The organism is Streptomyces capparidis, assembly GCF_054782095.1.
In genome coordinates this window covers 1-21,842 of the sequence record NZ_BAAGTD010000023.1, presented here as the reverse complement: position 1 = coordinate 21,842, position 21,842 = coordinate 1, and the positions used below count along the sequence as shown (strand labels likewise).

Below are 21,842 nucleotides of genomic sequence, written 5' to 3'. Positions count from 1 at the left end.
GGGAGCCGCCTCGCCATGCCCCGCCCAGGCTACAAGCGGCCGCACCCCCTGCCCGGGCCGTGCGCGCAGGTGCAGTCACCCGACGGATACCCCGCCCGCCGAACCCGCTCCTACCGTTCAGGAAATCCCCCGAATTCCCCAGGACACCCCATGGACCACATCACGCTCGGCAACGTCGGCATCACCCGGGTATGGGAATACTTCGGCTCCGTCGGGATGACGCCCGAGACCTTCTTCCCGGAAAGCCCGAAGAAAGTGTGGGACGACGGCGCCTCCTGGCTGACCCCGCATTTCCTGGATTCCGACACCAACATCGTGAACTCCGCGATCCAGACCTGGCTCCTGCGCAGCGAGGGCAGGACCATCCTCGTCGACACCGGGGTCGGCAACCACAAGGAGCGCCCCTACGCGCCCGTCTGGAGCCACCTCGAAACGGATTTCCTGGCCGATCTCGCCCGGGCCGGAGTCCAGCCGGAGGACGTGGACATCGTGATCAACACGCATCTCCACATCGATCACGTCGGCTGGAACACACGCCTGGACGGCCGGCAATGGGTGCCCACTTTCCCCAACGCCACCTATCTGATGCCGAAGGAGGACTTCGACTTCTGGAACCCCGAGAACGGCCACAAGCCGCTGCTGGGCCGCGGCAACCAGAACGTCTTCGAGGACAGCGTCGCCCCGGTGCACCGGGCCGGTCAGACGCTGCTGTGGGAGAACAGCCACCGCATCGACGCCGGCCTGCGCCTGGACGCGGCTCCCGGGCACACCCCCGGCTCCTGCGTCCTGACCCTCACCTCCGGGACGGACCGCGCGGTGTTCGTCGGCGACATGCTGCACAGCCCGGTGCAGATCCTCGAACCCGACGTCAACAGTTGCTTCTGCGAAGACCCCGCGGGCGCCCGCGCCACCCGCCGCAAGGTGCTCGGCTGGGCGGCCGACAACAACGCCCTCGTGATCCCCGCGCACCTGGGCGGCCACGGCGCCGCCGAAGTGACGCGCCAGGGCGGCAAGTTCGCCGTCAAGGGCTGGGCCCCCTTCGCCCCGTACGCCAAGCAGGCCTGACACCCCGCGGAAAGGCACCACTGTGCAGCACCACCCCGAACCCGTCGTGATCACAGCGCAGGGAGCGGCCCGCGGCCTGCGCCGAGGCGACACCGCCGCCTTCCTCGACATCCCCTATGCCGCCCCGCCCCGCGGCGCCGGCCGATTCGCGCCGCCGCAGCCGCACGAGTCGTGGCCCGGCGTACGGGACGCCACCGTGCCGGGGCCCAACGCGCCGCAGTCCGAGCGCAGGCTCGGCGGCGTGGACATGTCCCCCTACTTCGGCCCCGGTTGGATCCGCGGCGAGGACTACCTCACCGTCAACGTCTGGACGCCCGCCGCCGATGACGGTGACCTGCCCGTGATGGTGTTCGTCCACGGCGGCGGATTCGTCGCCGGATCGACACGGTCCGCGCTCTACGACGGCTCCGCCTTCGCCCGCGACGGCGTGGTCCTCGTCACCCTCAACCACCGGCTCGGCATCGCCGGTTTCCTCGACCTCCCCGGCGCGCCCGCCAATCGCGGCCTGCTCGACGTCGTGGCCGCGCTGCGCTGGGTGCGGGAGAACATCGCCGCCTTCCACGGTGACCCGCACAACGTCACCCTCTTCGGCCAGTCGGCCGGAGCGACCGTCGTCGGCGGCGTCCTCGCCACCCCCGAAGCCGCGGGCCTCTTCCGCCGGGCGATCGTCCAGAGCGGCAGCGGCCTGGGCGCGTTCACCACCGAGCAGGCCGCCCGCGTCACCGAGGCCGCGGCCGAGGCGCTGGGCATCGCCCCCCACGTCGACGCCTTCGCGGAGATCTCCGACGACCGCCTGGTCGAGGCCGCCTCCCGGCTCGCCGGCATCGACCTGCGGACCGAGACCCACCACGACCCGCTGATCGGACTCAGCCCCTTCAGCCTCGTCCTCGACACGCAGCCCGCCGCATCCGTCGCCGCAGGCCTCGGCGCCGACGTCGACCTGCTCATCGGGACCAACACCGAGGAGGGAAACCTCTACCTGGTCCCCGTGGGCAAGTACGCCACCTCGACGGCCGCGGACGTCCACGACGCGGCGGCGCGCGCCCACCCGAAGCCGACGCGACTCATCGAGGCGTACCGAACGTCACGCCCCGAGGCGTCCTTCGCGGAACTGCGCTCCGCCATCATGGGCGACGCCCTGTTCGGCGCGGGCAGCCGGTCCCTGGCCGACGCCCATGCCGCCCATCCTCGGTCCGCCACCCACGCCTATGAGTTCGCCTGGCGCTCGCACGCCCTGGACGGAGAGCTCGGCGCCACCCACGCGGTCGAGCTGCCCTTCGTCTTCGACCTCGCGCACCTTCCCCAACTGCACGGCCCTGCCGCCCTGCTCGGCCCCGACAAGCCCCCCGCGGATCTCGCCGCCCGCATGCACGAGGCCTGGATCCGGTTCGCCAGGACCGGCAACCCCGGCTGGCACCCCTACGACACCCGACGCAGGGTCACCATGCGCATCGACGCCGAATGGACCCAGGTCGACGACCCCCGCGGCCGGGAACGACAGGCCTGGAACTGACCTCGCGGCCTGAGCACCCACCTGGTGCCGGACGACTGACCGGGACGGCCGATCGTCCGGCGAGGGCGTGCACCAGCCCGGGAGTTCCGGCGGAAGGCCAAGGTGCTTGCCGGGTCGCTTGTCGCTCGGTGGACGAGGGCGCCGGGTGCGACGGAGATGGTGCTCCGTCCGACGCGTCAGTCCGCCCGGCCCAGGTGAGGGCTCCCCGTCGTGCTGGGAGCCCCCGTGCTCGAGGGACGGGTCAGCGCATGCCCTGGAGGCGCCAGATCTGGCTCTTCTTGGTGCTGAGGGCGCCGCCGGAGTCGCAGGTCCACTGGTGGATCACGGCTCGCGGCTGGGTGGAGACGCCGGAGACGTCGACGCACTTGCCGCTGTGGGCGGCGACGAGCTGGTAGTCCTGGCTGTTGGCGAGCGCGCTGACGGGGCTGAGGGTGAACATCTGGTTGGCGGTGCCGCTGCACGTCCACTGGATGACGGCGGCGCCGTCGGCGGTGGAGGCGCCGGAGACGTCCAGGCACTTGCCGCTGTGCTGGTTGACCACCGTGTAGGTGTTGGGACGTCCGGCGACCGTGGAGACGGTGGTGTTGGACGGCGGGAGCAGGGTGATGGTGTAGCCGTCCTGGGCGTTGGTGTAGGGGACGGTCACCGAAGCGGCGTTGCCGGCGACCGCCAGGGTGGTGTCGGAGACGGTCGTCGGGCCGGTCAAGGCGGCGCCGCTGTTGTACGGGACGCGCTGGACGACGGCGCGGACCCTGCCGTTCTCCACGACGGAGGTGGTGTTGAGGCCGGTGAGGTTGACGGTGACGTTGCCGGAGTTGCCGTTGCTGCCGATCAGGATCTTGGCGTTCCTGGCGGTGTTGTCCTTGGTGGCGAAGCCGTCGATGTCGGTGCCGGGGGTGTACTTGACGACATTGCCGGTCTGCGAGCCGTAGTAGCGGTACATGAACCACTCGCCGAGCGGCAGGTACTGGCCGGAGCTGTTCCTGGTGAGCAGGTTGGCCGCCTAGTCGTGCAGGTTGGGGCCCCATCCCCAGTTGGCGCGCATGCCGTCGGCGCCGGCCCGCTCCAGGCGGCCGATGAACCAGTAGATGTCGAGGGCGTCGTTGTTGGCCTTGATGTGCTTCAGGTAGGTGGTCCACCAGGTGTTGGAGGAGTTGGGCTGGGTCGCGATGCTGGGGCCGACGATGAGCTGCCCGGGAAGGTTGGCCCGCACGGCGGCGTGGAACCGCGACCACATCTGTAGGTACTGGCTCTGGGGCCGGTCCCAGAAGCCGTTGAGGTCCGGCTCGTTCCACAGGTCCCACTCCACCGTCATGTTGTTGGCCTTGACGTCGGAGATGAGCTGCTTGACGAAGTTGTCGAACTGCGTCCAGTCGCCGTTGTCGCCGGGGAAGGGCTGGCTGGTGGTGCCGTCGGCGCCCCATAGGTCGTGCGGCAGGATGACGAACGTGCCACCGAGGGCGACGGTGCGCTTGTACTGGGCGAGGGTGGCCTTCCAGCGGGTCTGGTAGTCGGCGAGGCTGGTGGCGTAGCCGCCACCGTTGAGCTGCGCGCCGCCGGCTCGCATCAAGTGCCACTTGATGTCCTTGAAGAAGTGGTCCGGCGGCAGCGACCCGTCGGGGGTCAGCCCGTAGATCATGCCCGAGGCGCGGTGGCCGGGGGTGCCTGCGGTGGTGCCGAAGTCGACGGTGACGCTGGTGTCCGCGGCCTGCGACGGGCCGGCGGGCACGAGGGTCGCGGCCAGGGCGGCCAGGAGGACGGCCACGAATGTATCGGTGCCTGTGGCCTCAACTGAGCGTCACCTCGACCGGCAGCTTCTTGATGCCGTTCACGAAGTTCGAACGCACCCGTGTGGCTGGGCTCATGGCAGGTGGTGTTCAGGTAGCCGCTGATGCCGGCCATCGCGCTCCAGGGCTGCTGTTCCAGGAGGTGCGGGTGCTCACGAGTGCGCATGACGTCTGGCTTGTGGCCGGCCGGCTCACTTGTTCATCGCTCGTCTGCCGACGGGCGGGTGACTCGGTTCTGCTCGCCCGAGAGTGACCCCTCGGGGAGGGCTTGCGCGCACCAGATCGTCTTGCCGTTGGTCATGTGCCGGGTCCCCCATCCCTGGGTGAGCTGGGCGACGAGCAACAGACCCCGGCCGCCCTCGTCGAAGACACGGGCCCGGCGCAGGTGCGGAGCGGTATTGCTGGCGTCCGAGACCTCGCAGATCAGGGAAGTGTCACGGATCAGCCGTAGCTTGATCGGTGGTTCGCCGTATCTGATGGCGTTGGTGACCAGCTCGCTGACGACAAGCTCGGTGACGAAGGATGCCTCCTCCAGGCCCCAGGCGTCTAGCTGGTCGACGGCGAACTTCCTGGCGAGCGGCACCTGGGCCGGGTCGGGTTCGACGTCGCAGTCGGCGACATGGTCGGGATCCAGGCCATGAGTGCGAGCGAGCAGCAGGGCGGCGTCGTCGGTGCGGCGTTCGGAGAGCAGGGCGTCCATCACTGTGTCGCAGAGGGCCTCCAGTGAGGTGACCGAGTGGTTCAGCACCTGCCGCAGTTGGGCGAACCCCTGGTCGGTGTCGCGTTCGCGGCTTTCCACCAGCCCGTCGGTGTAGAGGGCGAGCAGGCTGTCCTCCGGCAGTTCCAGTTCGGTGGCCTCGAAAGGCAGCCCACCGATGCCGAGCGGGGGTCCGGGCTGTGCGGCCACCAGGGCCCTGGTGCCGTCCGGATGGATGACCAGGGGCAGGGGGTGGCCTGCGCTGGCCAAGGTGAGGCGCCGGGCGACAGGGTCGTAGACGGTGTACAGGCAGGTGGCGCCGGACTCACCGGTCGGCTGGAAGTGGCTGCCGGGCTGGAGATCGCTGGCGAGGTGGAGAACCAGGTCGTCCAGGTGGGTGAGCAGTTCGTCGGGGGGCAGGTCGACGTCGGCGAGGGTGCGGACCGCGGTGCGCAGCCGACCCATGCTGGCCGAGGCGTGCAGGCCGTGGCCGACGACATCGCCGACGACCAGGGCGACCCGGGCTCCGGACAGGGGAATGACATCGAACCAGTCGCCGCCCACTTCCGTGTCGGTCCCGCTCGGCAGATAGCGGGATGCCACGTCGACCGCCTCCTGGTGCGGCAGCCCCTGCGGCAGGAGGCTGCGTTGCAGGGTCAGGGCGGTCGTGCGCTCTCGCGAGTACCGGCGGGCGTTGTCGATGGCCACGGCTGCCTTTGCGGCAAGCTCTTCGGCGAGGATCAGGTCGTCGGCGGTGAAGGCCTCAGGTCTGTCCAGGCGGCAGAAGGCGACGACGCCGAGCAGCGCACCGCGCGCCTGAAGCGGCACGGTGATCCGTCCGGTCAGGTCTTTCGCGGCGAGGGACTCGTCGATCACTGGATTGCCCGGCGGCCAGTGCGCCGGGTCGGCGGCGAGCCCGGGCCCGAAGGCCCACTCGCTGCCCTGGCCGGGTTCAGCGGCGAGTTCGACCGTGGACCTGCGGGTGGCCATGCAGCGGGCGGCGACCGAACCGGGAGTGTGCGTGACCGGCGTGGTGGGCCCCGCGGCCCGGCCGGCGTCCTCCTTCGAGGTGTATTGGGCGGCACGGCTGAGCCTGACCGTCCCGCCGGGAGTGAACGCGGACGCTGAAGGAGGCTCCTCTCCACGCAGAACCTCGTCGAAGAGATCCACGCTGACGAGGTCGACGAAGCCCGGCACCGCCGTCCGGGCCAGTTCCTCAGCGGTGCCGATCACGTCGAGTGTCCGGCCAATGCCGCTGCTGGCCTCGTTGAGCATGAGCAGGCGTTGCCGAGCCCAGTACTCGGCGCTCATGTCGAACCCCCAGTTGGCGACCGCGCGGATCCTGCCCTCGCCGTCTCGGACCGGCCAGATGCTGGTGGCCCAGGCGTTGGCGTAGTCACTGCCGCGGGGGCGGAAGACGGTGATCAGACGCGCGGGCTCACCCGTCCTCGCGACTTCGGAGAGCTTGTCGGTGTAGGGCCTGTCGTCCCTTTCGGGAAACAATGTGCGGTCGAATTCGGGCAGCACCTCGCGGTACTGCCTACCGAGTACTTGCTCCTCGGAGTGCGCTATCACCCGGCCCGAGGAGGCGTTGATCCACAAAAACCGCAGTTCAGGGTCGTAGACGCCGAGAGCGAAGGGGCACTGCTCGAAGGCCCGGTCGGCGATCAGCGGGCGGCTTCCCCAACGCTGAAAGGACACCACGTGACCGAGGGCCCGCCCGGCGGCGCCGGACAACGGTTGAGTCGTTACTACGGCGTCCACGACGGACCCGTCCCTGTGGCGCAGAGGGATGATCTCCGAGTGGCCGGTGCCATGGCCCCCGGGGAGGCCGAGTTTCGGGGAATCGACCAGCAGGTCGGTCACCGGGCGTCCCACGGTGTCCTCCGCCGTCCAGCCCAGTAGCAGGCGCCCCCCTTCGCCCCAGCCGCTCACCGTGCCGTCCGCGTCGATCACTGCGACGGCAGTGGGGGCGTCCTGCTTGCCGGCCATCTCCACGCGCCATGCCTCCGTCCGGGCAGTCGTCCACGCGAGGGCTGATTCCAGCCTAAATCGGCGCCCGCTTCACTGCGCGCCGGCCGGTGCCCGTTGCCAGGCACCGGAACAACCGGGGCTCGAAGCGGACTGTTCCTGGTCCTTCAGCGGTTGGCGCAACGCGGGTGGGCCGACGACCCGCACGGGGGTGTGCCGGACCGCGTACATTTCCCGGTTCTGCCAGGTAAGGAGCAGGGCACACGGTGTGGGCAGGGGTCCCTACAGCAGGGTGCCGCCGGACACTTCGAGGCGCTGGGCGGTGACCCATCGTAGTTCCTCGGAGGCGAGCGCGGCGATGGCGTCGCCGATCTCATGCGGTTCGCCGACGCGGCCGAGCGCGGTCTGCGCGCTCAGGCCTTCGCGCATTTGCGCGTCGTCCCGCATGGCGCCGCCGTTGAAGTCGGTGGCGGTCGGCTCCGGCGCGATGGCATTGACGCGGATCTCGCGCGCCCCCAGTTCCACGGCCAATGTCCGGCTGAGGACCTCGACCGCCGCCTTGGAGGCCGAGTGGACCGAGGTGCCGGCGCTGGTGTGGCGGCTGAGGGAGGAGGAGACGTTGATAATCCGTCCCCCGTCGACCAGCACGGGCGCAAGCGCCTGGATGAGGAAGAACGTGCCGCGCACGTTGGTGTCCATCACCGCGTCGTAGTCGTCGGCCGTGGCCGCTTCCAGCGGTCCGAACAGCCCGATCCCGGCGTTGTTGACCAGGACGTCCAGCCGGGTCGCGTCCCAGCGCTCGAGCTGCGCGGCCAGGTGGGAGACGAAGGCAGGAAAGGAGGCCGCGTCGCGAATGTCCAGCCGCAGTGCGGCGGCCGCGGCGTCGGTTTCCTGGTCGCTCTTGACCGCCTCCTCGGCCTCCGGCGCGTCGCCACGGTAGGTGACGATGACGCGCAGCCCGTGCCGGGCCGGCGACCAGGCCGTGGCCCGGCCCCACCCGCGATTGCCGCCGGTCACCGATGCGATCTTGCTTGACTCCATGAGTGCTCCTCCATGCGGGAACGGAAGGACGCCGACGGAGGGCGCTCCCGTCGACCGAGGCGAGTCGTGCCACTCGCCTCCCTTCACGCAAAAATCCACACAGAGGCGAGTCGAGTGACTCGCCTCGTGACAGGGCATACATGGCCCATGCCCGCAGGACTCTCCGCGCACCATCAACGACTCGCTCAACGCAAGCGCGAAGCGATCACCGCAGCGGCCACCAAGCTTTTCCTGGAACGGGGCTATGACGGGACCTCGCTGGCGAAGATCGCGCAGGAGGCAGTCGTCTCGAAGTCCACGCTGTCAAGCAGTTCCCCACCAAGGCGGCGCTCTTCGAAGCCATCGTCACCGAGCACTGGAAGGGCGGTCCGGCCCCAGCGGCGCCCGCTGTGCAGTCAGGTGACCTGCGCGCCGGCCTGAGCGCGATCGGCCGCCAGGTACGCCGCCCTGATCGGCAGACCCGCGATGGCGGCCCTCTTCCGCATCGTCATTGCCGAACTGCCGCGCTCCCGGAACTGGGACGGGCTCAATTCGAGCTGGGCAAGCTGCCCTACTTCATCTCCGTCCAGCGCTACTTGGAGGCCCAGCACGCCGCGGGAACCGCGGTGGTGCCTGACGCGGAGAGCGCCACCAACATCGATGTCCCCGAGCAGGCCGCCGGTTCCTTGCTCGTCGCGCCGGCACCGGTGGGCCGCGGCCGGGACCGTCGCCGAACGGAGCGCCACTGCGGGAGACGGGCTCGAGCCCGGTAGCTCGGTCGATGTCCGGATTGCTGACCTTGAAAGCGTGTTGTCGTGGGGGGCTGACGCCTCTTGATCCCTGCGGTGTGCCGTCTTCATGAGGTATGCGCGAGGTGGTGGGCTGACGGCCGGGCGCCGGGCCTTCCGGGAGAGGTTGCGGTTGGAGGCGGCTGAGCGGTTCCTGCGAGGGGACGACAACGCGGCCGTCGCCCGTGAGCTGCGGGTGAGTGTGCGGTCGGTGCAGCGGTGACGGAAGGCCTGCGCGGCACGACCCTCAGTCTGGTGAGTGGCGCCAGCCTCTGGGCAGGGAGAAGTGCCGCGCGCTCAAGCTGACTTATCGTCAGCAAAGTCGGCATTGGGTCAGCAAAAGGCTTGCCGTAGGCGACCACACATGGCCATGCCGGGGAACGGCGACCGCCGCTGGCCGGGAAGCGGAAACGCCAGTGCGCAACCAGGTCGGCTGGGCCTCGGGTGCACCGCTGACGCCTCTCGGCGGATTCGCTCCATGGATGGAAAGGTGCAGGTCAGAGCACCCGTCCCCGCGCCTTCAGCGGGCCCGGCGGGAGCTGCGGGGCGGGCAGGCGGGAACCGTCGTGGCCCCTGACTTCCCCGAACCGGGAGCCGGTCATCCAGTCCTCGCGGGCCTGTGCGATGTCCTCGTGGCTGCGGCCGATGAAGTTCCACCACATGACGATCTTCTCCTCGAACGGCTCGCCGCCGAGCAGCAGCAGTGCGCTGTCGCTGAGGGCGCGCAGGGGCAGGGCGGTGCGGCCGCAGCCCAGGTAGAGCATCGATCCGGGGTCCAGGGGCACCCCGTCCACCTCGGTGGCGCCGGACATCGTCAGGACCGCGTACTCGAAGTCCGGGTCCAGGGGCAGCCGTGCCTCGGTGCCCTCGGTGAGGGACAGGTCCGCGCCCACCAGCGGCGTGTACGTGGTGCCGGGGGAGGGGGCGCCGTCCAGGGTGCCCAGGATCACGGTGGCGGTGAGGCCGGGGGCGGTGACGACGGGCAGGTCGGCGTGGCGGTGGGCGTCGGGCAGCGCGACCCACAACTGGGCGCCGTGCAGGTGGCGGGCGTGTGACCGGGGGCTCTGCTCGGCGTGGGAGATGGCCCGGCCGGAGGTCATCAGCCCGAGTTGGCGGGGGCCGATGGTCTGGAGGCTGCCGAGGCTGTCGCGGTGCAGCACCTCGCCCTCGTGCAGCCAACTGACGGTCTGCAAGCCCATGTGCGGGTGGGGCGGCACCTGCATGCCGGGCTCGTCGGCGATGTCGTCGGGCCCGTAGTGGTCGACGAAGCACCACGCCCCGACCATCCGCCGCCCCAGGTTCGGCAGCAGCCTGCGCACGACGGTGCTGCCGCCGAGCCGTGTCTCGCGGGGGCTCAGCAGCTCCTTGACGGGCCCCGCGGAGGCGTCGGCGCGTCCCCCGCACAGGCGCACGGGGGGCTGGAGGTCGAGGTCACTCATGACGGTCGCGTCCTTTCGACGGCGGGGGGACGTGCTCGGCCCGTGCGGTGGGGGGAGGGCGGTGCGGGCCGCCGCGATACGATAGGTTCAATATTCAATCATCTGGCGGGGGCGGACGCACCCCCGGTGGGCGGCCGGGGATGCGGACGGTCTTCTCCGGCGGGACGCGTCGCAGGGTACGCGCCACGACCGCGTACCCGCCGGGCGCGTCCGCAGCCTGGGGTTGCCGACCCCAGGGAAGAGGCCACCGTGGCCGGGCGGCGACGGTGGGGCCACGGTGGAGGGGAAGCACGAGGCGCGGCGGTCTTCCGCCGGGCCTCCCCGTCACCGGAAGGACATCCCCGATGAGCGCCACCCCCTCCGCCGTCCCCGCCCCGCGTGTCGCGGTCGTCACCGGCGGGTCCCGCGGCATCGGACGCGAGACCGTGCGCCGCCTGGCCGCCGACGGGTACGCGGTCGTGGTGAACTACGCCGGCAACGCCGTGGAGGCCGGGGCCGCCGTCGCCGAGGCGGAGAAGGCCGGCGGGCGGGCGGTCGCCGTGCGGGCGGACGTGGCCGACGAGCACGCCGTCGCCGCGCTGTTCGACACCGCGGAGAACACCTTCGGCGGCGTCGACGTCGTGATCAACGCCGCGGGCCGGATGTACCAGGCGCCCGTCGCCGAGGTGGACCTGGACGCCCTGGACGCGGTGCACCGCACCAACGTCCGCGGCACCTTCGTCGTCGCCCGGCAGGCCGCGCGCCGGGTCCGCCCCGGAGGCGCGATCGTGCTGTTCTCCACCTCCGTGGTCGGCCTGGCCCTCCCCGGCTACGCGCCCTACGTGTCCACCAAGGGCGCGGTGGAGGCCATGACGATGATCCTGGCCCGGGAGATGCGCGGCCGGGACGTCACCGTCAACACCGTCGCGCCCGGCCCCACCGCCACCGACCTGTTCCTCACCGGCAAGGACGAGGAGACCGTCGCCCGGCTCGCCGCCCGGCCCCCGCTGGAGCGCCTGGGCAACCCCGCCGACATCGCCGAGGTCACCGCGTTCCTGGCCTCCCCGGCGGGGCACTGGGTCAACGGCCAGGTGCTGCGCGCCAACGGCGGCATCGTCTGACCCGGGCGCGCCCCGCGGCGGCGTACCACCGCGCGGCCAGGGCGGCGGCGAGGGCGGCCTCCACCGCGTCGCCGCCGTAGTACATCAGCCGGGCCCCGGTGCGCAGGTCCTCGGCGGCGACGGCGGTGCCGGGCGGGGGCGAGACGTACAGGCTCTTGGCGAGCACGGCGTGCGCCGCTCCCGCGGCCAGCAGCGCGGCCCCGCGCACGGCCGGGCCCCAGCGGCGGCGCACCGGGTCGGCCTGGCAGACGGCGAAGGCGAACAGCAGTCCGGCCGCCACCACGTGGACGTGCACCAGGACGTGCGTCGGGGCCCGCTCCCGCGACGCCGCGAACAGACCCGTCCGGTACAGCACCCACAGCCCGCCCGCGTCCAGCAGCGCCGCCACCGGCGGGAGCACCAGCACCCCGGCGGCCCGGGAGCGCGCGACGCCCAGCAGGCACCGGCGCGCCCGGCCCGGCGGCAGGGCGCGCAGGGCCAGGGTCAGCGGGCGGGCGAGGACCAGCAGCAGCGGCGCCGCCATGCCGGCCAGCAGGTGCCGGGCGACGTGGGCGGTGAACGGCCCGCCCGGCAGCGCACCCACCGCCGCCCAGGCCAGCGCGGCGCCCCCGGCGGCGAACGACGCGTCCCGGGTCCACGGCCAGGCGTCGCCGCGGCGGCGCAGACGGGCGGCGGCCGCCAGGTAGGCGGCGGTGAGCGCGAGCGCTGCGGCGGCGGCCGTCACCGCCGCCGCCTGCACCGCGCCGGAGTGGCCGTGCCCCGCCGTCACGGCCCGGACCGGCCCCGGCGGGCCGCGCGCACGGCCAGGGCCGCCCCGGCCAGCAGCAGCACCAGGCCGCCGCCGTTCCAGGCCAGGTCGTACGGTGTGACGTCCACGCCGTAGCGGATCCGGTGCACGCGCAGCAGCTTGTGGTCCACGATCCCGTCGAACAACTGGAAGCCGCCCGCCCCCAGCAGGAACCCGGCCCACGCGTGGGCCGGGGCGAGGCCGCCGCGCCGCCGCAGGTCCGCGTACAGGAAGAACCCGGCGACCAGGGCCAGCAGCTCCGCCGAGTGCAGCAGGCCGTCGGAGAGCAGGCCCACCCGGGTGGTGGAGCGGTCGTAGAAGTGGTGCCAGCCCAGGAGCTGGTGGAAGACGATCTCGTCGGCCGCGGCCGTCACCGCCGCACCGATCAGGGCGCACACGGCCGCCGACCGGCGCGGCTCGGGGGACGCCGCGGGGGAGCGGGAGGACCGGGCCGCGTCCGCCATCCGGCTCCGCCTCCCTTCGCTCCTGTGCCGTCCGACGCGGGGCGCGCCTGCCCCGTGACCCGCCGCGCCACTCCGGCCGCGAGGCGCGGGGACGCCTCCGCCGCGGGTGTGCCGCGGCGGAACGCTCCGGGTGGGGGCCGCCGCGCCGGGTACCCGCCAGGACATGATGAAACGCGCACTGTGGCAGGGCCTGATCGCCGGGACGGCCGGAGGCGTCGTGATGACCCTCGGCGAGAGGGCCGAGCAGGCCGTCACCGGCCGGCCCGGCTCGCACGTCCCCGCACGCGTCCTCCAGCGCCTGACCGGCATGCGCGAGCGCCCCCGCGAGCAGCCGCTGCCGGTGAACTGGGCGATGCACTTCGGCCAGGCCGCCCTCCTCGGCGTCCTGCGCTCGGTGATGGCGCACGCGGGGCTGCGCGGGCCGCTGGCGTCGGCGAAGTTCACCGTGGTCCGCCTCACCAACGACCAGATCCTGGAGAACGCCACCGGGGTCGGCGCCCCGCCCGACACCTGGCCCCGGGCCGAGCTGGTGGTGGACGTGCTGCACAAGGCCGTGTACGCCTTCACCACCGGCGCCGTCGCCGACGCCCTGGCCGCCCGCTCGGGCCCCGGGCCCGGGCAGCACCACGCCGCCCTGCGCCCCGGCCGCCGCACCGGCGTCGGCCCGCTGCCCCGCAGGCACGCCCACGCGCGGTGAGCCCCCGACGGGCCGCCGCCGCGCCCCGCCCGGCGGCGGGGCCGCCCCGCCCCGGGTTTGGCCGGGCCCTCACCGGCAACCCGCAGGGCTGTCCCCGCCCGGTGACCGGCGGGCCACGACGACCACGGAACGGGAGGCATCGACGATGAGGCGCACCGTGTGCGGCGCCGTACTGGCGGGAGGACTGGCCGGAGGGCTGGCGGCCGCTGCGGCCGCGCGGGCCGCGTTCCGCGCCGCCGGGCGGGCCGCCGGGCAGGAGGACGCGGACCGCTGGCTGGTGGTCACGGTCGAGGGGCCGCCGGAGGCGGTGATGCCGGGGCGGACCCCGCCCGAGCCGCTCGCCGCCCTCGGCGACCGGGTGGAGGTACGGGTCCGCCCGGCGCCGGGCGGGCGCGGCACGGAGCTGGCCGCCAGGCCCCGGGTGCCCGTGCCCACCGGCGCCGCGGGGGTGGCCGCGCGACTGGGCGGGGACGACCCCCGCCAGGCCGTACGTTCGGCGCTGCGCGACGCCAAGTCCCTGCTGGAGACCGGAGAGGTGATCGAGCCGGCCCCCCCGGGCACCGACCGCGAGACGCCCGGCGGGAAGATCGTCGGCCTGGCCGCGCGCCGGGCCGGAGGGGAGGGCGTGCTGTGAAGGCGCTGTGCTGGCAGGGCGTGAACAAGCTGTCCGTGGAGGAGGTCCCCGACCCGGGGCTGCGCAACGACCAGGACATCGTGGTCAAGGTGCGCCTGGGCACCACCTGCGGCTCCGACCTGCACCTGATCGGCGGGTACGTCCCGGCGATGCGGGCCGGGGACGTGATCGGCCACGAGTTCATGGGCGAGGTCGTCGAGGTCGGCCGCGGCGTGCGCAGGCACAAGGTCGGCGACCGGGTCGTGGTGTGCTCGTTCATCGGCTGCGGACGCTGCTGGTACTGCCGCAACGACCTGTGGTCGCTGTGCGACAACACCAACACCAACCCCGGCATCGCGCAGGCCGCCTACGGCTACGAACCGGGCGGCGTCTTCGGCTACTCGCACGCCATGGGCGGCTTCCGCGGCAGCCACGCCGAGTACGTCCGGGTGCCCTTCGCGGACTACGGCGCCTTCCCGGTGCCGGAGGGCGTCGACGACGTCAGCGCCCTGTTCGCCTCCGACTCCGCGCCCACCGGCTGGATGGGCGCGCACCTGGGCGGCGTCAAGCCGGGCGACGTGGTGGCGGTGTGGGGCTGCGGCGCGGTCGGGCAGATGGCGGCGCGCGCCGCCGCCCTGCTGGGCGCCGAGCGGGTCATCGCCATCGACCGCCACCCGGAGCGCCTGGCCATGGCGGCGAGGCACTGCGGCGCGGAGACCCTCGACTACTCGGCCACCGACGTCGCCGCCGAGCTGCGGGAGGCGACGGGCGGCCGGGGCCCCGACGTGTGCATCGAGGCCGTCGGCATGGAGGCCCACAGCACCGGCCCCGCCCACCTGTACGACCAGGTCAAGCAGCAGTTGCGCCTCCAGACCGACCGCCCGACGGCGGTGCGCCAGGCCATCCACGCCTGCCGCAAGGGCGGCACCGTGTTCGTGCTGGGCGTCTTCGGCGCGGTGGTGGACAAGTTCCCGCTGGGCGCGGTGATCAACAAGGGCCTGACGCTGCGCGCGGCCCAGCAGCACGGCCAGCGGTACATCCCCATGCTCCTGGACCGCATGGCGCGCGGCGAGCTGTCCACGGCCCACCTGGCCACCCACACCCTGCCGCTGGACCGCGCCCCCGAGGGCTACCGGATGTTCAAGGAGAAGACGGACGGCTGCGTGCGCGCCGTGTTCAGGCCCTGAGGGCTTCCGGACCGTCCCCGCCGGGCGCGCGGCGCCGGTGGCCCCGTGCCGAGCGATGACCACTCTCCGTGCCCCTCGCCGCGGTGCCGGCGCGCATCCCGCGGCCGTCCGGTCCTGCCCGCGTACTCGCCGCGCCGCTCCGCTCACGATCCGTAAATGGGTGGCCTAACCTCCAGCTCAGCGGGCACTCGCAGGAGCACAGTGTTCCCGCTGCCCCCGCCGGGACTCGGCGGGCGGGGGACCGGCCAGCCGCCGGTCCCGCGGGAGCGTGGAGCCGCGAAGGAGCAGAGCGATGACCGTCCGCATCGGAGTCGAGGAAGAATTCCATGTGCTCGACCTGGAGAGCGGATCACTGGTGCCACGCGCCGGCGCCCTGCTCGGCCGGCTGCACAGACCGGGCTTCACCACCGAGCTGCACCAGACGGTGGTGGAGTGGAACAGCGAGGTGCACGCCTCCCTGCACGACCTGCACGCCGACATCGTCCGCTCCCGGCGCAGCCTGGACGGGGCCGCCTCCTCGCTGGGGCTGGCCGCCGTGGCCGCCGGAACTGCGCCCCTGGCGCGGCTGATGCCCCACGCCTACACCTCCGACCTGCGCTACCGGCGCATGGCCGAGGAGTACGGGCGGGTCGCCGACGAGCAGTTGGTGTGCAGCGCCCAGGTGCACGTGGACGTCCCCGACCGGGACACGGCCGTCCGCGTCATGTGCGCCATCCGGCCGTGGCTGCCCCCGCTGCTCGCGCTCTCCGCGTCCTCGCCGTTCTGGCTCGGCGACGACACCGGCTACGCCAGTTGGCGCACGATGGTGTGGCAGCGCTGGCCCACCGCCGGGCCGGTCGGCTGCTTCACCGGCGCCGCCGAGTACGACGCCGTGGTGGAGGAGCTGATCGGCACCGAGGTCATCAGTGACGCCGGAATGGTCTACTTCGACCTGCGGCCCTCGGCCCACCAACGGACACTGGAGCTGCGCGTCTGCGACGCCTGCCCCCGCCCGGAGACGGTCGTGCTCGTCGCGGGCCTGTACCGTGCCCTGGTCGTGGACGCCTGCGAACGGCTGGCCGGGCGCGGCGCGGCGCCGTGCGAGAGCGGGCACGAGTGGGTGCGCGCCGCCACCTGGCGGGCGGCCCGCTCCGGCCTGGAGGGCGCGCTGCTCGACCCGCGCACCCGCCGCCCGGCCCCCGCCCCCGTCGTGCTGCGCGGCATGCTCGCCCGGCTGCGCCCCGCCCTGGAGGCGGCGGGGGACTGGCCGCTGGTGCGGGACCTTACGGAGCAGGCCATCGCCGAGGGCAGCGCCGCCCACCGGATCCGCCGCACGGCGCGGGAACGGGGCCTGCCCGCGGCCGTGGACCAGCTCATCGCCCGGACCCGCAGCGGCCGCCCGCCCCGGCGGCGGGCCGGGTCCGCCGGGGGCGGCGTCGTCGCGGTCCCCCTCGCACCACCGGCGCCGGGGGTGCCCGGCCCCGTGCGGGCCGTCGGCGGCTGAGCCGCCGGCCGCGCCCCGCCCGCCGGAGGGGAGCACGCGGGCCCACGGCGCCGCCCCTTCGCCGCCCGCCCACCCGTGCCGCCATCCGGCCGATCGCACAGATGAACACCGAAACAGGAGTGTCTCGATCCCATGTCCAGCGGTAATCCCCTTGCCCGCACCGGCCCCCACGCACCGGCGGACCCACCGCCGCCCCCGGTCCGCGGGACGCGCCGAGGAGGCGGTGCCTGATGTGCGGGCTGAGCGGAGAGATCCGCTTCGACGGAGCGCGGCCCGACCTGGCGGCCGTGGAGCGCATGACCGACCGTCTCGCCGCGCGCGGCCCCGACGGCAGAGGGCTCTGGTCGCAGGGCGCCGTCGCCCTGGGGCACCGGCGACTGAAGATCATCGACCTGTCGCAGGCGGGCGCCCAGCCGATGAGCGACCCCCACAACGGGCTCACCGGCGTCTTCAACGGCTGCATCTACAACTACCGGGAACTGCGCGAGGAGCTGCGCGGCCTGGGCCACCGCTTCTTCTCCGACTCCGACACCGAGGTGCTGCTCAAGGCGTACCGGCAGTGGGGCGCGGAGTGCGTCGACCGCCTGTACGGCATGTTCGCCTTCGCCGTGGTCGAGCACGCCACCGGCCGGGTGACCCTGGGCCGCGACCGGCTGGGCATCAAGCCGCTGTACCTGGCGCGGACCGCGGGCGTGCTGCGCTTCGCGTCCTCGCTGCCCGCGCTGCTCGCCGCCGGAGGCGTGGACACCTCCCTGGACCCGGTGGCGGTCCACCAGTACCTGTCCTGGCACGCCACCGTGGCCGCCCCGCGCACCGTCCTGAACGGCGTGCGCAAGCTCCCGCCCGCCACGGTCCGCGTGATCGAGCCGGACGGCACCTGCCGCGACCACCGCTACTGGCAGCCCGACTACTCCCGCAGACCCCGGGACGCGCGGATGGACGCCGACGACTGGCGCGACGCCGTGCTGGACGCGCTGCGCACCGCGGTGCGCCGCCGCATGGTCGCCGACGTCCCCGTCGGCGTGCTGCTCTCCGGCGGCCTCGACTCCAGCCTCATCGTGGCGCTGCTGGCCGAGGAGGGGCAGAAGGACCTGGCCACCTTCAGCGTCGGCTTCGAGGCCGAGGGCGGCGACGACGGCGACGAGTTCCCGTACTCCGACCTGGTCGCGCGGCACTTCGGCACCGACCACCACCGGCTGATGGTGCCCTCCGACCGCCTGACGACCGCGCTCGACGACGCCGTCGCGGCCATGAGCGAGCCCATGATGAGCCACGACGTGGTCGCCTTCCACCTGCTGGCCGAGCAGGTGTCCAAGGAGGTCAAGGTGGTCCAGAGCGGTCAGGGCGCCGACGAGGTGCTCGCCGGCTACCACTGGTACCCCGACATCGCCGCCGCCCCGCGCGAGCGGGCCGCCGACGCCTACCTGGACACCTACTCCGACCGCTCCCACGCCGACCTCGCCCGCGTCCTCCGGCCCGACATGCTGGTGGACCGCGACACCTCCGCCGAGCTGGTGCGCGCGCACATGGCCGAGCCCGGCGCGGCCACCACGCTGGACGCGACCCTGCGCCTGGACACGCACGTGATGCTGCCCGACGACCCGGTCAAGCGCGTCGACAACATGACGATGGACTGGGGCCTGGAGGCCAGGGTGCCCTTCCTCGACCACGAGCTGGTCGAACTCGCCGCCGCCTGCCCACCGGAGCTGAAACTCGCCGACGGCGGCAAGGGCGTGCTGAAGGCCGCGGGGCGCCGGGTCCTGCCCCGCCGGGTCGTGGACCGGCCCAAGGGCTACTTCCCCGTCCCCGCCATCACGCACATGGCCGGCCCGGTGCTGGCCCGGGTCCGCCAGGTGCTGTCGGAACCCGAGGCCAAGGCCCGCGGCCTGTTCCGCGAGGAGTACCTCACCGAACTGCTCGCCGCCCCCGACGCGCACCGCACCCGGCGCGGAGCCAACGCGTTGTGGCAGGTGGCTTTGCTGGAGACATGGCTGCAAACCCACGGAATACACTGACGCCCGGCCCGGCCGCCGCCCACGACCCGGGCGGCGCCGCGCCGTACGCCCCACACCGCCGGGCCGGCGCGCCCGCCGCCCCGGCGCCCCTCCCGCTGCCCGACGCCGCCGGGCAGCGGGAGGGGCCCAGGCGCCTGACCGCGCACGGCTGCTGGTACCCCTCGGCGGACCCGGGCGGGCACCGGGTGGCGTTCATCTGCGACCGCGGCGGCGTGCCCCAACTGTGGGCCGGGCCGGTCGACGCCGACGAGGCGCACCTGCTCGACACCGGGCCCGACCCCGTGCTGGAGGTGTCCTGGTCGCCCGACGGCCGCTGGATCGCCTACACCACCGCGCCCGGCGGCGGGGAGCACACCCGGGTGCTGTGCGTGCGCCCCGACGGCACCGGGCGCCGCCTGCTCGCCGGCGCGGAGCCCGGCGCCTCCGCGCACCTGGGCTGCTGGCGGCACGACGGCTCGGCGCTCGCCGTCACCGTCGCCGAGCCCGCCTCCGCCCACGGGTCCGCGGCGCGGGACGGCACCGCGCCCGCGTCCGGCCCCGGCGGGGCACTGGCCGCCTACCTCCTCGACCCGGAGGGCGCGGCCGCCCCCGCCCTGCTCGCCGTCGAACCCGGCGCGGCCTCCCTGCGGGTGTGCGACGTCAGCCACGACGGGAGGCTGGCCCTGCTGCGGCGCGGCCCGCGGCTGCGCCGGGAGGCGTTCGTGGTGCGCACCGCCGACCTGCGCACCACCTGCTCCGTCCCGGCCGCCGACGGCGACCCGTGGATCGGCGTTTTCTCGCCCGACGGCAGGACCGTGTGGCTGCGCAGCGACGCCGGACGCGAGTTCCCCGCCCTGCTCGCCGTCGGCCTCGACGAGCAGGGGCGGCCCACCGCCACCGCGGTCGTCGCCGGGCGGGACGACAGCGGCCTGGACCTGCTGGCGTTCGCCCGCGACGGGCAGACCGCCGTGCTGGCCTGGAACACGCAGGGCGCCAACCGCCTCGAGGTGCTGCGCATCCCCGCCCGCGGCCCCGCCCTGGCCGGCCCGCCCCGGGCCGTCGCGCTGCCGCACGAGGTGGTCACCCGCGCCGCGCCCGCGGGCCCCGGCGGGCTGCTGCTGGCCCTGTCCGGCTCCCAGCGCCGCCCGGGCGTGTGGCACCTGCCAGGCGAGGCGCCCGCCCGGCGCACCCCGTGGTCCTCCCGCGACGAGGACGCCGTCCCGCCCGGCCGCCGCCCCGTGCGCCCGGTGCCGCTGTCCTTCACGGCCCGCGACGGCCTGCCGCTGACCGGCTGGTACTACCGCGCGCCCGGCCGGGCACCGGACGAGCCCGCGCCGTGCGTGCTGCACCTGCACGGCGGGCCGGAGGAGCAGGAGCGCCCGGTGCTCGACCCCCTCTACCACGAGCTGCTGGGCCGCGGCCTGGACGTCTTCGCCCCGGACGTGCGCGGCTCCGGCGGCCACGGCCGGTCCTTCGTGGACGCCGACCTCGGCGCGGGCCGGTTCGCCGCCATCGAGGACGTCGCCGACTGCGCCGCGCACGCGGTCACCGCGGGCCCGGCCGACCCCGGGCGGCTGGCCGTCATGGGCCGCTCCTACGGCGGCTACCTGGTGATGGCCTGCCTGGTGTGGCACCCGGAGCTGTTCCGCACCGGCGTCGCGGTGTGCGGCATGTCCGACTTCGCGACGTTCTTCGCCGGCACCGAGCCGTGGATCGCCCGCTCCGCGGCCCACAAGTACGGCCACCCGGAACGCGACCGGGAGCTGCTGCACGCCCTGTCCCCGATGAGCCGCGTCGACGCGCTGCGGGTGCCGGTGCTGGCCGTGCACGGCGAGCACGACACCAACGTGCCGCCGGGGGAGTCCCGCCAGTTCGTGCAGGCCGCCAGGGAGCGCGGCGTCCACGCCGAGCTGCTGACCCTGCGCGAGGAGGGCCACGACTTCCTGCGCGCGGACAGCCGCCGCCTGTTCCGCCGCACCGCCGCGGACTGGCTGGAGCGGCACCTGACCTGACCCGCCGCCGGGTCCGGCCGTGCCCGACCGCGAGACGCGCGCGCATACGGACGAGCCTCCGGCGCATAGGACGCCGCCCCGGGCCGCGCCTACGGTTCAACCACCGGCGGACCGCGGCGCCGGCCCACCGCCACGGCACCACACCTCAGGGGAGCGGCCGACATGGACACCATCGCACTGGGCGACGTCGAGATCACCCGCGTCGTCGAATGGCGGGGCGACATCGCCCCGGCGCAGGACATCGTGCCCGCGAGCACGCCCGAGCTGTGGCGGGAGAACGCCTCCTGGCTGGACCCGGACTTCTGGGACGGCGACAGCGGCGCCTACCGCGCGTACATGCAGACCTGGGTGGTGCGCAGCGAGGGCCGCACCATCCTCGTGGACACCGGCGCGGGCAACGACAAGGAGCGCCCCTACCTGCCGGTGCTCAGCCGCCTTGACACCCCGTTCCTGGACTCCCTCGCCGCGGCCGGGGTGCGGCCCGAGGACGTGGACCTGGTGGTCAACACCCATGTGCACGCCGACCACGTCGGCTGGAACACCGTGCTCGCCGACCGCGCGTGGGTGCCCACCTTCCCCAACGCCACCTACCTGATCAACCGGACCGACTTCGACTTCTGGAACCCGGTCAACGGCACCGACCGCCGGGCGGTCGCCGGCGGTGTCCCCGCCCACCTCGGCAACCAGAACATGTTCGAGGACAGCGTGCTCCCGGTGCACCGGGCGGGTCAGGCCCTGCTGTGGGAGGACAGCCACGTCATCGACCGCAACCTGCGGCTGGACGTCGCCGCGGGCCACACCCCCGGCTCCGCCGTCCTGACGCTGCGCTCGGGCGGCGACACCGCCGTGTTCGTCGGCGACGTCATGCACAGCCCGGTGCAGATCCTCGACCCCGGTCTGCACACCTGCTTCGACGAGGACCCGGCGCGGGCGAGCGCCACCCGGCGGCGGATCCTCGACTGGGCCGCCGACCACCGCGCCCTGGTGATCCCCGCGCACTTCCCCGGCCACGGCGCCGCCGAAGTGGACCGCGAGGGTTCCGGGTTCGCGATCCGCCAGTGGGCGCCGTTCTCGGCCGCCGCCTGACCGGCCGTGCAGGGGAGGACGCCCGTGGACCGCGGCACCACCATCGCCACCCGCGCGGACGGGCGGCCCCTCCCGCGCGCCCCGCGCACCCCCGGGCCCGCCCCCGCCGCCGCCCGCCCCGGGCGCGGGAGGGGCCGCC

The 21,842-nt window shown here is 73.8% G+C and carries 17 protein-coding genes and 2 pseudogenes; 12 read left to right on the top strand and 7 right to left on the bottom strand.

Annotated features, from left to right (window positions below; translation table 11 throughout):
- Positions 1 to 150 precede the first annotated feature (150 nt).
- Complete coding sequence (locus tag ACYVO2_RS19545) at positions 151 to 1,065, top strand: MBL fold metallo-hydrolase (protein ID WP_461009172.1); 915 nt, start codon at positions 151 to 153, stop codon at positions 1,063 to 1,065.
- Positions 1,066 to 1,087: 22 nt separating this feature from the next.
- Entirely contained in the window at positions 1,088 to 2,578 is a 1,491-nt protein-coding gene (locus ACYVO2_RS19540) for a carboxylesterase/lipase family protein (RefSeq protein ID WP_461009171.1), read from the top strand.
- Between the two features lie 241 nt (positions 2,579 to 2,819).
- Here ACYVO2_RS19540 and ACYVO2_RS19535 read toward each other — a convergent pair whose 3' ends face one another.
- The 4 genes from ACYVO2_RS19535 to ACYVO2_RS19520 all read right to left on the bottom strand — a co-directional run bounded on the left by ACYVO2_RS19535 (position 2,820) and on the right by ACYVO2_RS19520 (position 8,074).
- Complete coding sequence (locus ACYVO2_RS19535) at positions 2,820 to 3,521, bottom strand: RICIN domain-containing protein (RefSeq protein WP_461009170.1); 702 nt, start codon at positions 3,519 to 3,521, stop codon at positions 2,820 to 2,822.
- Between the two features lie 60 nt (positions 3,522 to 3,581).
- Positions 3,582 to 4,343: a hypothetical protein gene (locus tag ACYVO2_RS19530; RefSeq protein WP_461009169.1), complete on the bottom strand. Its 762-nt coding sequence runs from the start codon at positions 4,341 to 4,343 to the stop codon at positions 3,582 to 3,584.
- A 221-nt stretch (positions 4,344 to 4,564) separates the two neighbouring features.
- Entirely contained in the window at positions 4,565 to 7,054 is a 2,490-nt protein-coding gene (locus tag ACYVO2_RS19525; RefSeq protein ID WP_461009245.1) for an ATP-binding SpoIIE family protein phosphatase, read from the bottom strand.
- Positions 7,055 to 7,315: 261 nt separating this feature from the next.
- Positions 7,316 to 8,074, bottom strand: a complete 759-nt coding sequence (locus ACYVO2_RS19520) for an SDR family NAD(P)-dependent oxidoreductase (RefSeq protein ID WP_461009168.1) — start codon at positions 8,072 to 8,074, stop codon at positions 7,316 to 7,318.
- A gap of 147 nt (positions 8,075 to 8,221) precedes the next feature.
- Between ACYVO2_RS19520 and ACYVO2_RS19515 the strand changes: the two are divergent.
- Positions 8,222 to 8,826: pseudogene (locus ACYVO2_RS19515) on the top strand (TetR/AcrR family transcriptional regulator).
- Between the two features lie 85 nt (positions 8,827 to 8,911).
- A pseudogene (locus ACYVO2_RS19510) lies at positions 8,912 to 9,061 on the top strand (IS630 family transposase); the annotation flags it as partial.
- 277 nt (positions 9,062 to 9,338) lie between these two features.
- Here the strand turns inward: ACYVO2_RS19510 and ACYVO2_RS19505 are convergent.
- On the bottom strand, positions 9,339 to 10,280 hold the full coding sequence (locus tag ACYVO2_RS19505) for a pirin family protein (protein WP_461009167.1): 942 nt from the start codon (positions 10,278 to 10,280) through the stop codon (positions 9,339 to 9,341).
- A gap of 344 nt (positions 10,281 to 10,624) precedes the next feature.
- Between ACYVO2_RS19505 and ACYVO2_RS19500 the strand changes: the two genes are divergently transcribed.
- On the top strand, positions 10,625 to 11,380 hold the full coding sequence (locus tag ACYVO2_RS19500; RefSeq protein ID WP_461009166.1) for an SDR family oxidoreductase: 756 nt from the start codon (positions 10,625 to 10,627) through the stop codon (positions 11,378 to 11,380).
- Here the strand turns inward: ACYVO2_RS19500 and ACYVO2_RS19495 are convergent.
- Together ACYVO2_RS19495 and ACYVO2_RS19490 are read right to left on the bottom strand one after the other, a co-directional pair.
- Complete coding sequence (locus ACYVO2_RS19495; protein ID WP_461009165.1) at positions 11,340 to 12,149, bottom strand: cytochrome c oxidase assembly protein; 810 nt, start codon at positions 12,147 to 12,149, stop codon at positions 11,340 to 11,342. The two genes, ACYVO2_RS19500 and ACYVO2_RS19495, sit on opposite strands and share 41 nt — an antisense overlap.
- Positions 12,146 to 12,631: a DUF2243 domain-containing protein gene (locus ACYVO2_RS19490; RefSeq protein ID WP_461009164.1), complete on the bottom strand. Its 486-nt coding sequence runs from the start codon at positions 12,629 to 12,631 to the stop codon at positions 12,146 to 12,148. The genes ACYVO2_RS19495 and ACYVO2_RS19490 overlap by 4 nt, the downstream gene beginning before the upstream one ends.
- Positions 12,632 to 12,794: 163 nt before the next feature.
- Between ACYVO2_RS19490 and ACYVO2_RS19485 the strand changes: the two genes are divergently transcribed.
- The 7 genes from ACYVO2_RS19485 (at position 12,795) to ACYVO2_RS19455 (ending at position 21,703) form a co-directional block, all read left to right on the top strand.
- Positions 12,795 to 13,328 (top strand): hypothetical protein, encoded by a 534-nt coding sequence (locus tag ACYVO2_RS19485; protein WP_461009163.1) that lies wholly within the window; start codon positions 12,795 to 12,797, stop codon positions 13,326 to 13,328.
- Positions 13,329 to 13,473: 145 nt separating this feature from the next.
- Entirely contained in the window at positions 13,474 to 13,962 is a 489-nt protein-coding gene (locus tag ACYVO2_RS19480) for a hypothetical protein (protein ID WP_461009162.1), read from the top strand.
- Positions 13,959 to 15,128: a zinc-dependent alcohol dehydrogenase gene (locus tag ACYVO2_RS19475; protein ID WP_461009161.1), complete on the top strand. Its 1,170-nt coding sequence runs from the start codon at positions 13,959 to 13,961 to the stop codon at positions 15,126 to 15,128. Before ACYVO2_RS19480 ends, ACYVO2_RS19475 begins: the two co-directional genes overlap by 4 nt.
- A 292-nt stretch (positions 15,129 to 15,420) precedes the next feature.
- Positions 15,421 to 16,611: a carboxylate-amine ligase gene (locus tag ACYVO2_RS19470; protein ID WP_461009160.1), complete on the top strand. Its 1,191-nt coding sequence runs from the start codon at positions 15,421 to 15,423 to the stop codon at positions 16,609 to 16,611.
- A gap of 230 nt (positions 16,612 to 16,841) precedes the next feature.
- Complete coding sequence (locus ACYVO2_RS19465; protein WP_461009159.1) at positions 16,842 to 18,626, top strand: N-acetylglutaminylglutamine amidotransferase; 1,785 nt, start codon at positions 16,842 to 16,844, stop codon at positions 18,624 to 18,626.
- On the top strand, positions 18,599 to 20,617 hold the full coding sequence (locus tag ACYVO2_RS19460) for a S9 family peptidase (protein WP_461009158.1): 2,019 nt from the start codon (positions 18,599 to 18,601) through the stop codon (positions 20,615 to 20,617). The genes ACYVO2_RS19465 and ACYVO2_RS19460 overlap by 28 nt, the downstream gene beginning before the upstream one ends.
- 162 nt (positions 20,618 to 20,779) lie before the next feature.
- Positions 20,780 to 21,703: an MBL fold metallo-hydrolase gene (locus tag ACYVO2_RS19455; protein ID WP_461009157.1), complete on the top strand. Its 924-nt coding sequence runs from the start codon at positions 20,780 to 20,782 to the stop codon at positions 21,701 to 21,703.
- Positions 21,704 to 21,842: the final 139 nt, after the last annotated feature.

Excerpts from the sequence above, each read along its gene's own strand:
- ACYVO2_RS19535 (WP_461009170.1), bottom strand. The coding sequence starts at position 3,521 with ATGTACCGCTACTACGGCTCGCAGACCGGCAATGTCGTCAAGTACACC.
- ACYVO2_RS19500 (WP_461009166.1), top strand. The coding sequence starts at position 10,625 with ATGAGCGCCACCCCCTCCGCCGTCCCCGCCCCGCGTGTCGCGGTCGTC.
- ACYVO2_RS19455 (WP_461009157.1), top strand. The coding sequence starts at position 20,780 with ATGGACACCATCGCACTGGGCGACGTCGAGATCACCCGCGTCGTCGAA.
- ACYVO2_RS19525 (WP_461009245.1), bottom strand. The coding sequence starts at position 7,054 with ATGGCCGGCAAGCAGGACGCCCCCACTGCCGTCGCAGTGATCGACGCG.
- ACYVO2_RS19465 (WP_461009159.1), top strand. The coding sequence starts at position 16,842 with ATGTGCGGGCTGAGCGGAGAGATCCGCTTCGACGGAGCGCGGCCCGAC.
- ACYVO2_RS19520 (WP_461009168.1), bottom strand. The coding sequence starts at position 8,074 with ATGGAGTCAAGCAAGATCGCATCGGTGACCGGCGGCAATCGCGGGTGG.
- ACYVO2_RS19545 (WP_461009172.1), top strand. The coding sequence starts at position 151 with ATGGACCACATCACGCTCGGCAACGTCGGCATCACCCGGGTATGGGAA.
- ACYVO2_RS19485 (WP_461009163.1), top strand. The coding sequence starts at position 12,795 with ATGATGAAACGCGCACTGTGGCAGGGCCTGATCGCCGGGACGGCCGGA.
- ACYVO2_RS19480 (WP_461009162.1), top strand. The coding sequence starts at position 13,474 with ATGAGGCGCACCGTGTGCGGCGCCGTACTGGCGGGAGGACTGGCCGGA.
- ACYVO2_RS19470 (WP_461009160.1), top strand. The coding sequence starts at position 15,421 with ATGACCGTCCGCATCGGAGTCGAGGAAGAATTCCATGTGCTCGACCTG.
- ACYVO2_RS19490 (WP_461009164.1), bottom strand. The coding sequence starts at position 12,631 with ATGGCGGACGCGGCCCGGTCCTCCCGCTCCCCCGCGGCGTCCCCCGAG.
- ACYVO2_RS19505 (WP_461009167.1), bottom strand. The coding sequence starts at position 10,280 with ATGAGTGACCTCGACCTCCAGCCCCCCGTGCGCCTGTGCGGGGGACGC.
- ACYVO2_RS19460 (WP_461009158.1), top strand. The coding sequence starts at position 18,599 with ATGGCTGCAAACCCACGGAATACACTGACGCCCGGCCCGGCCGCCGCC.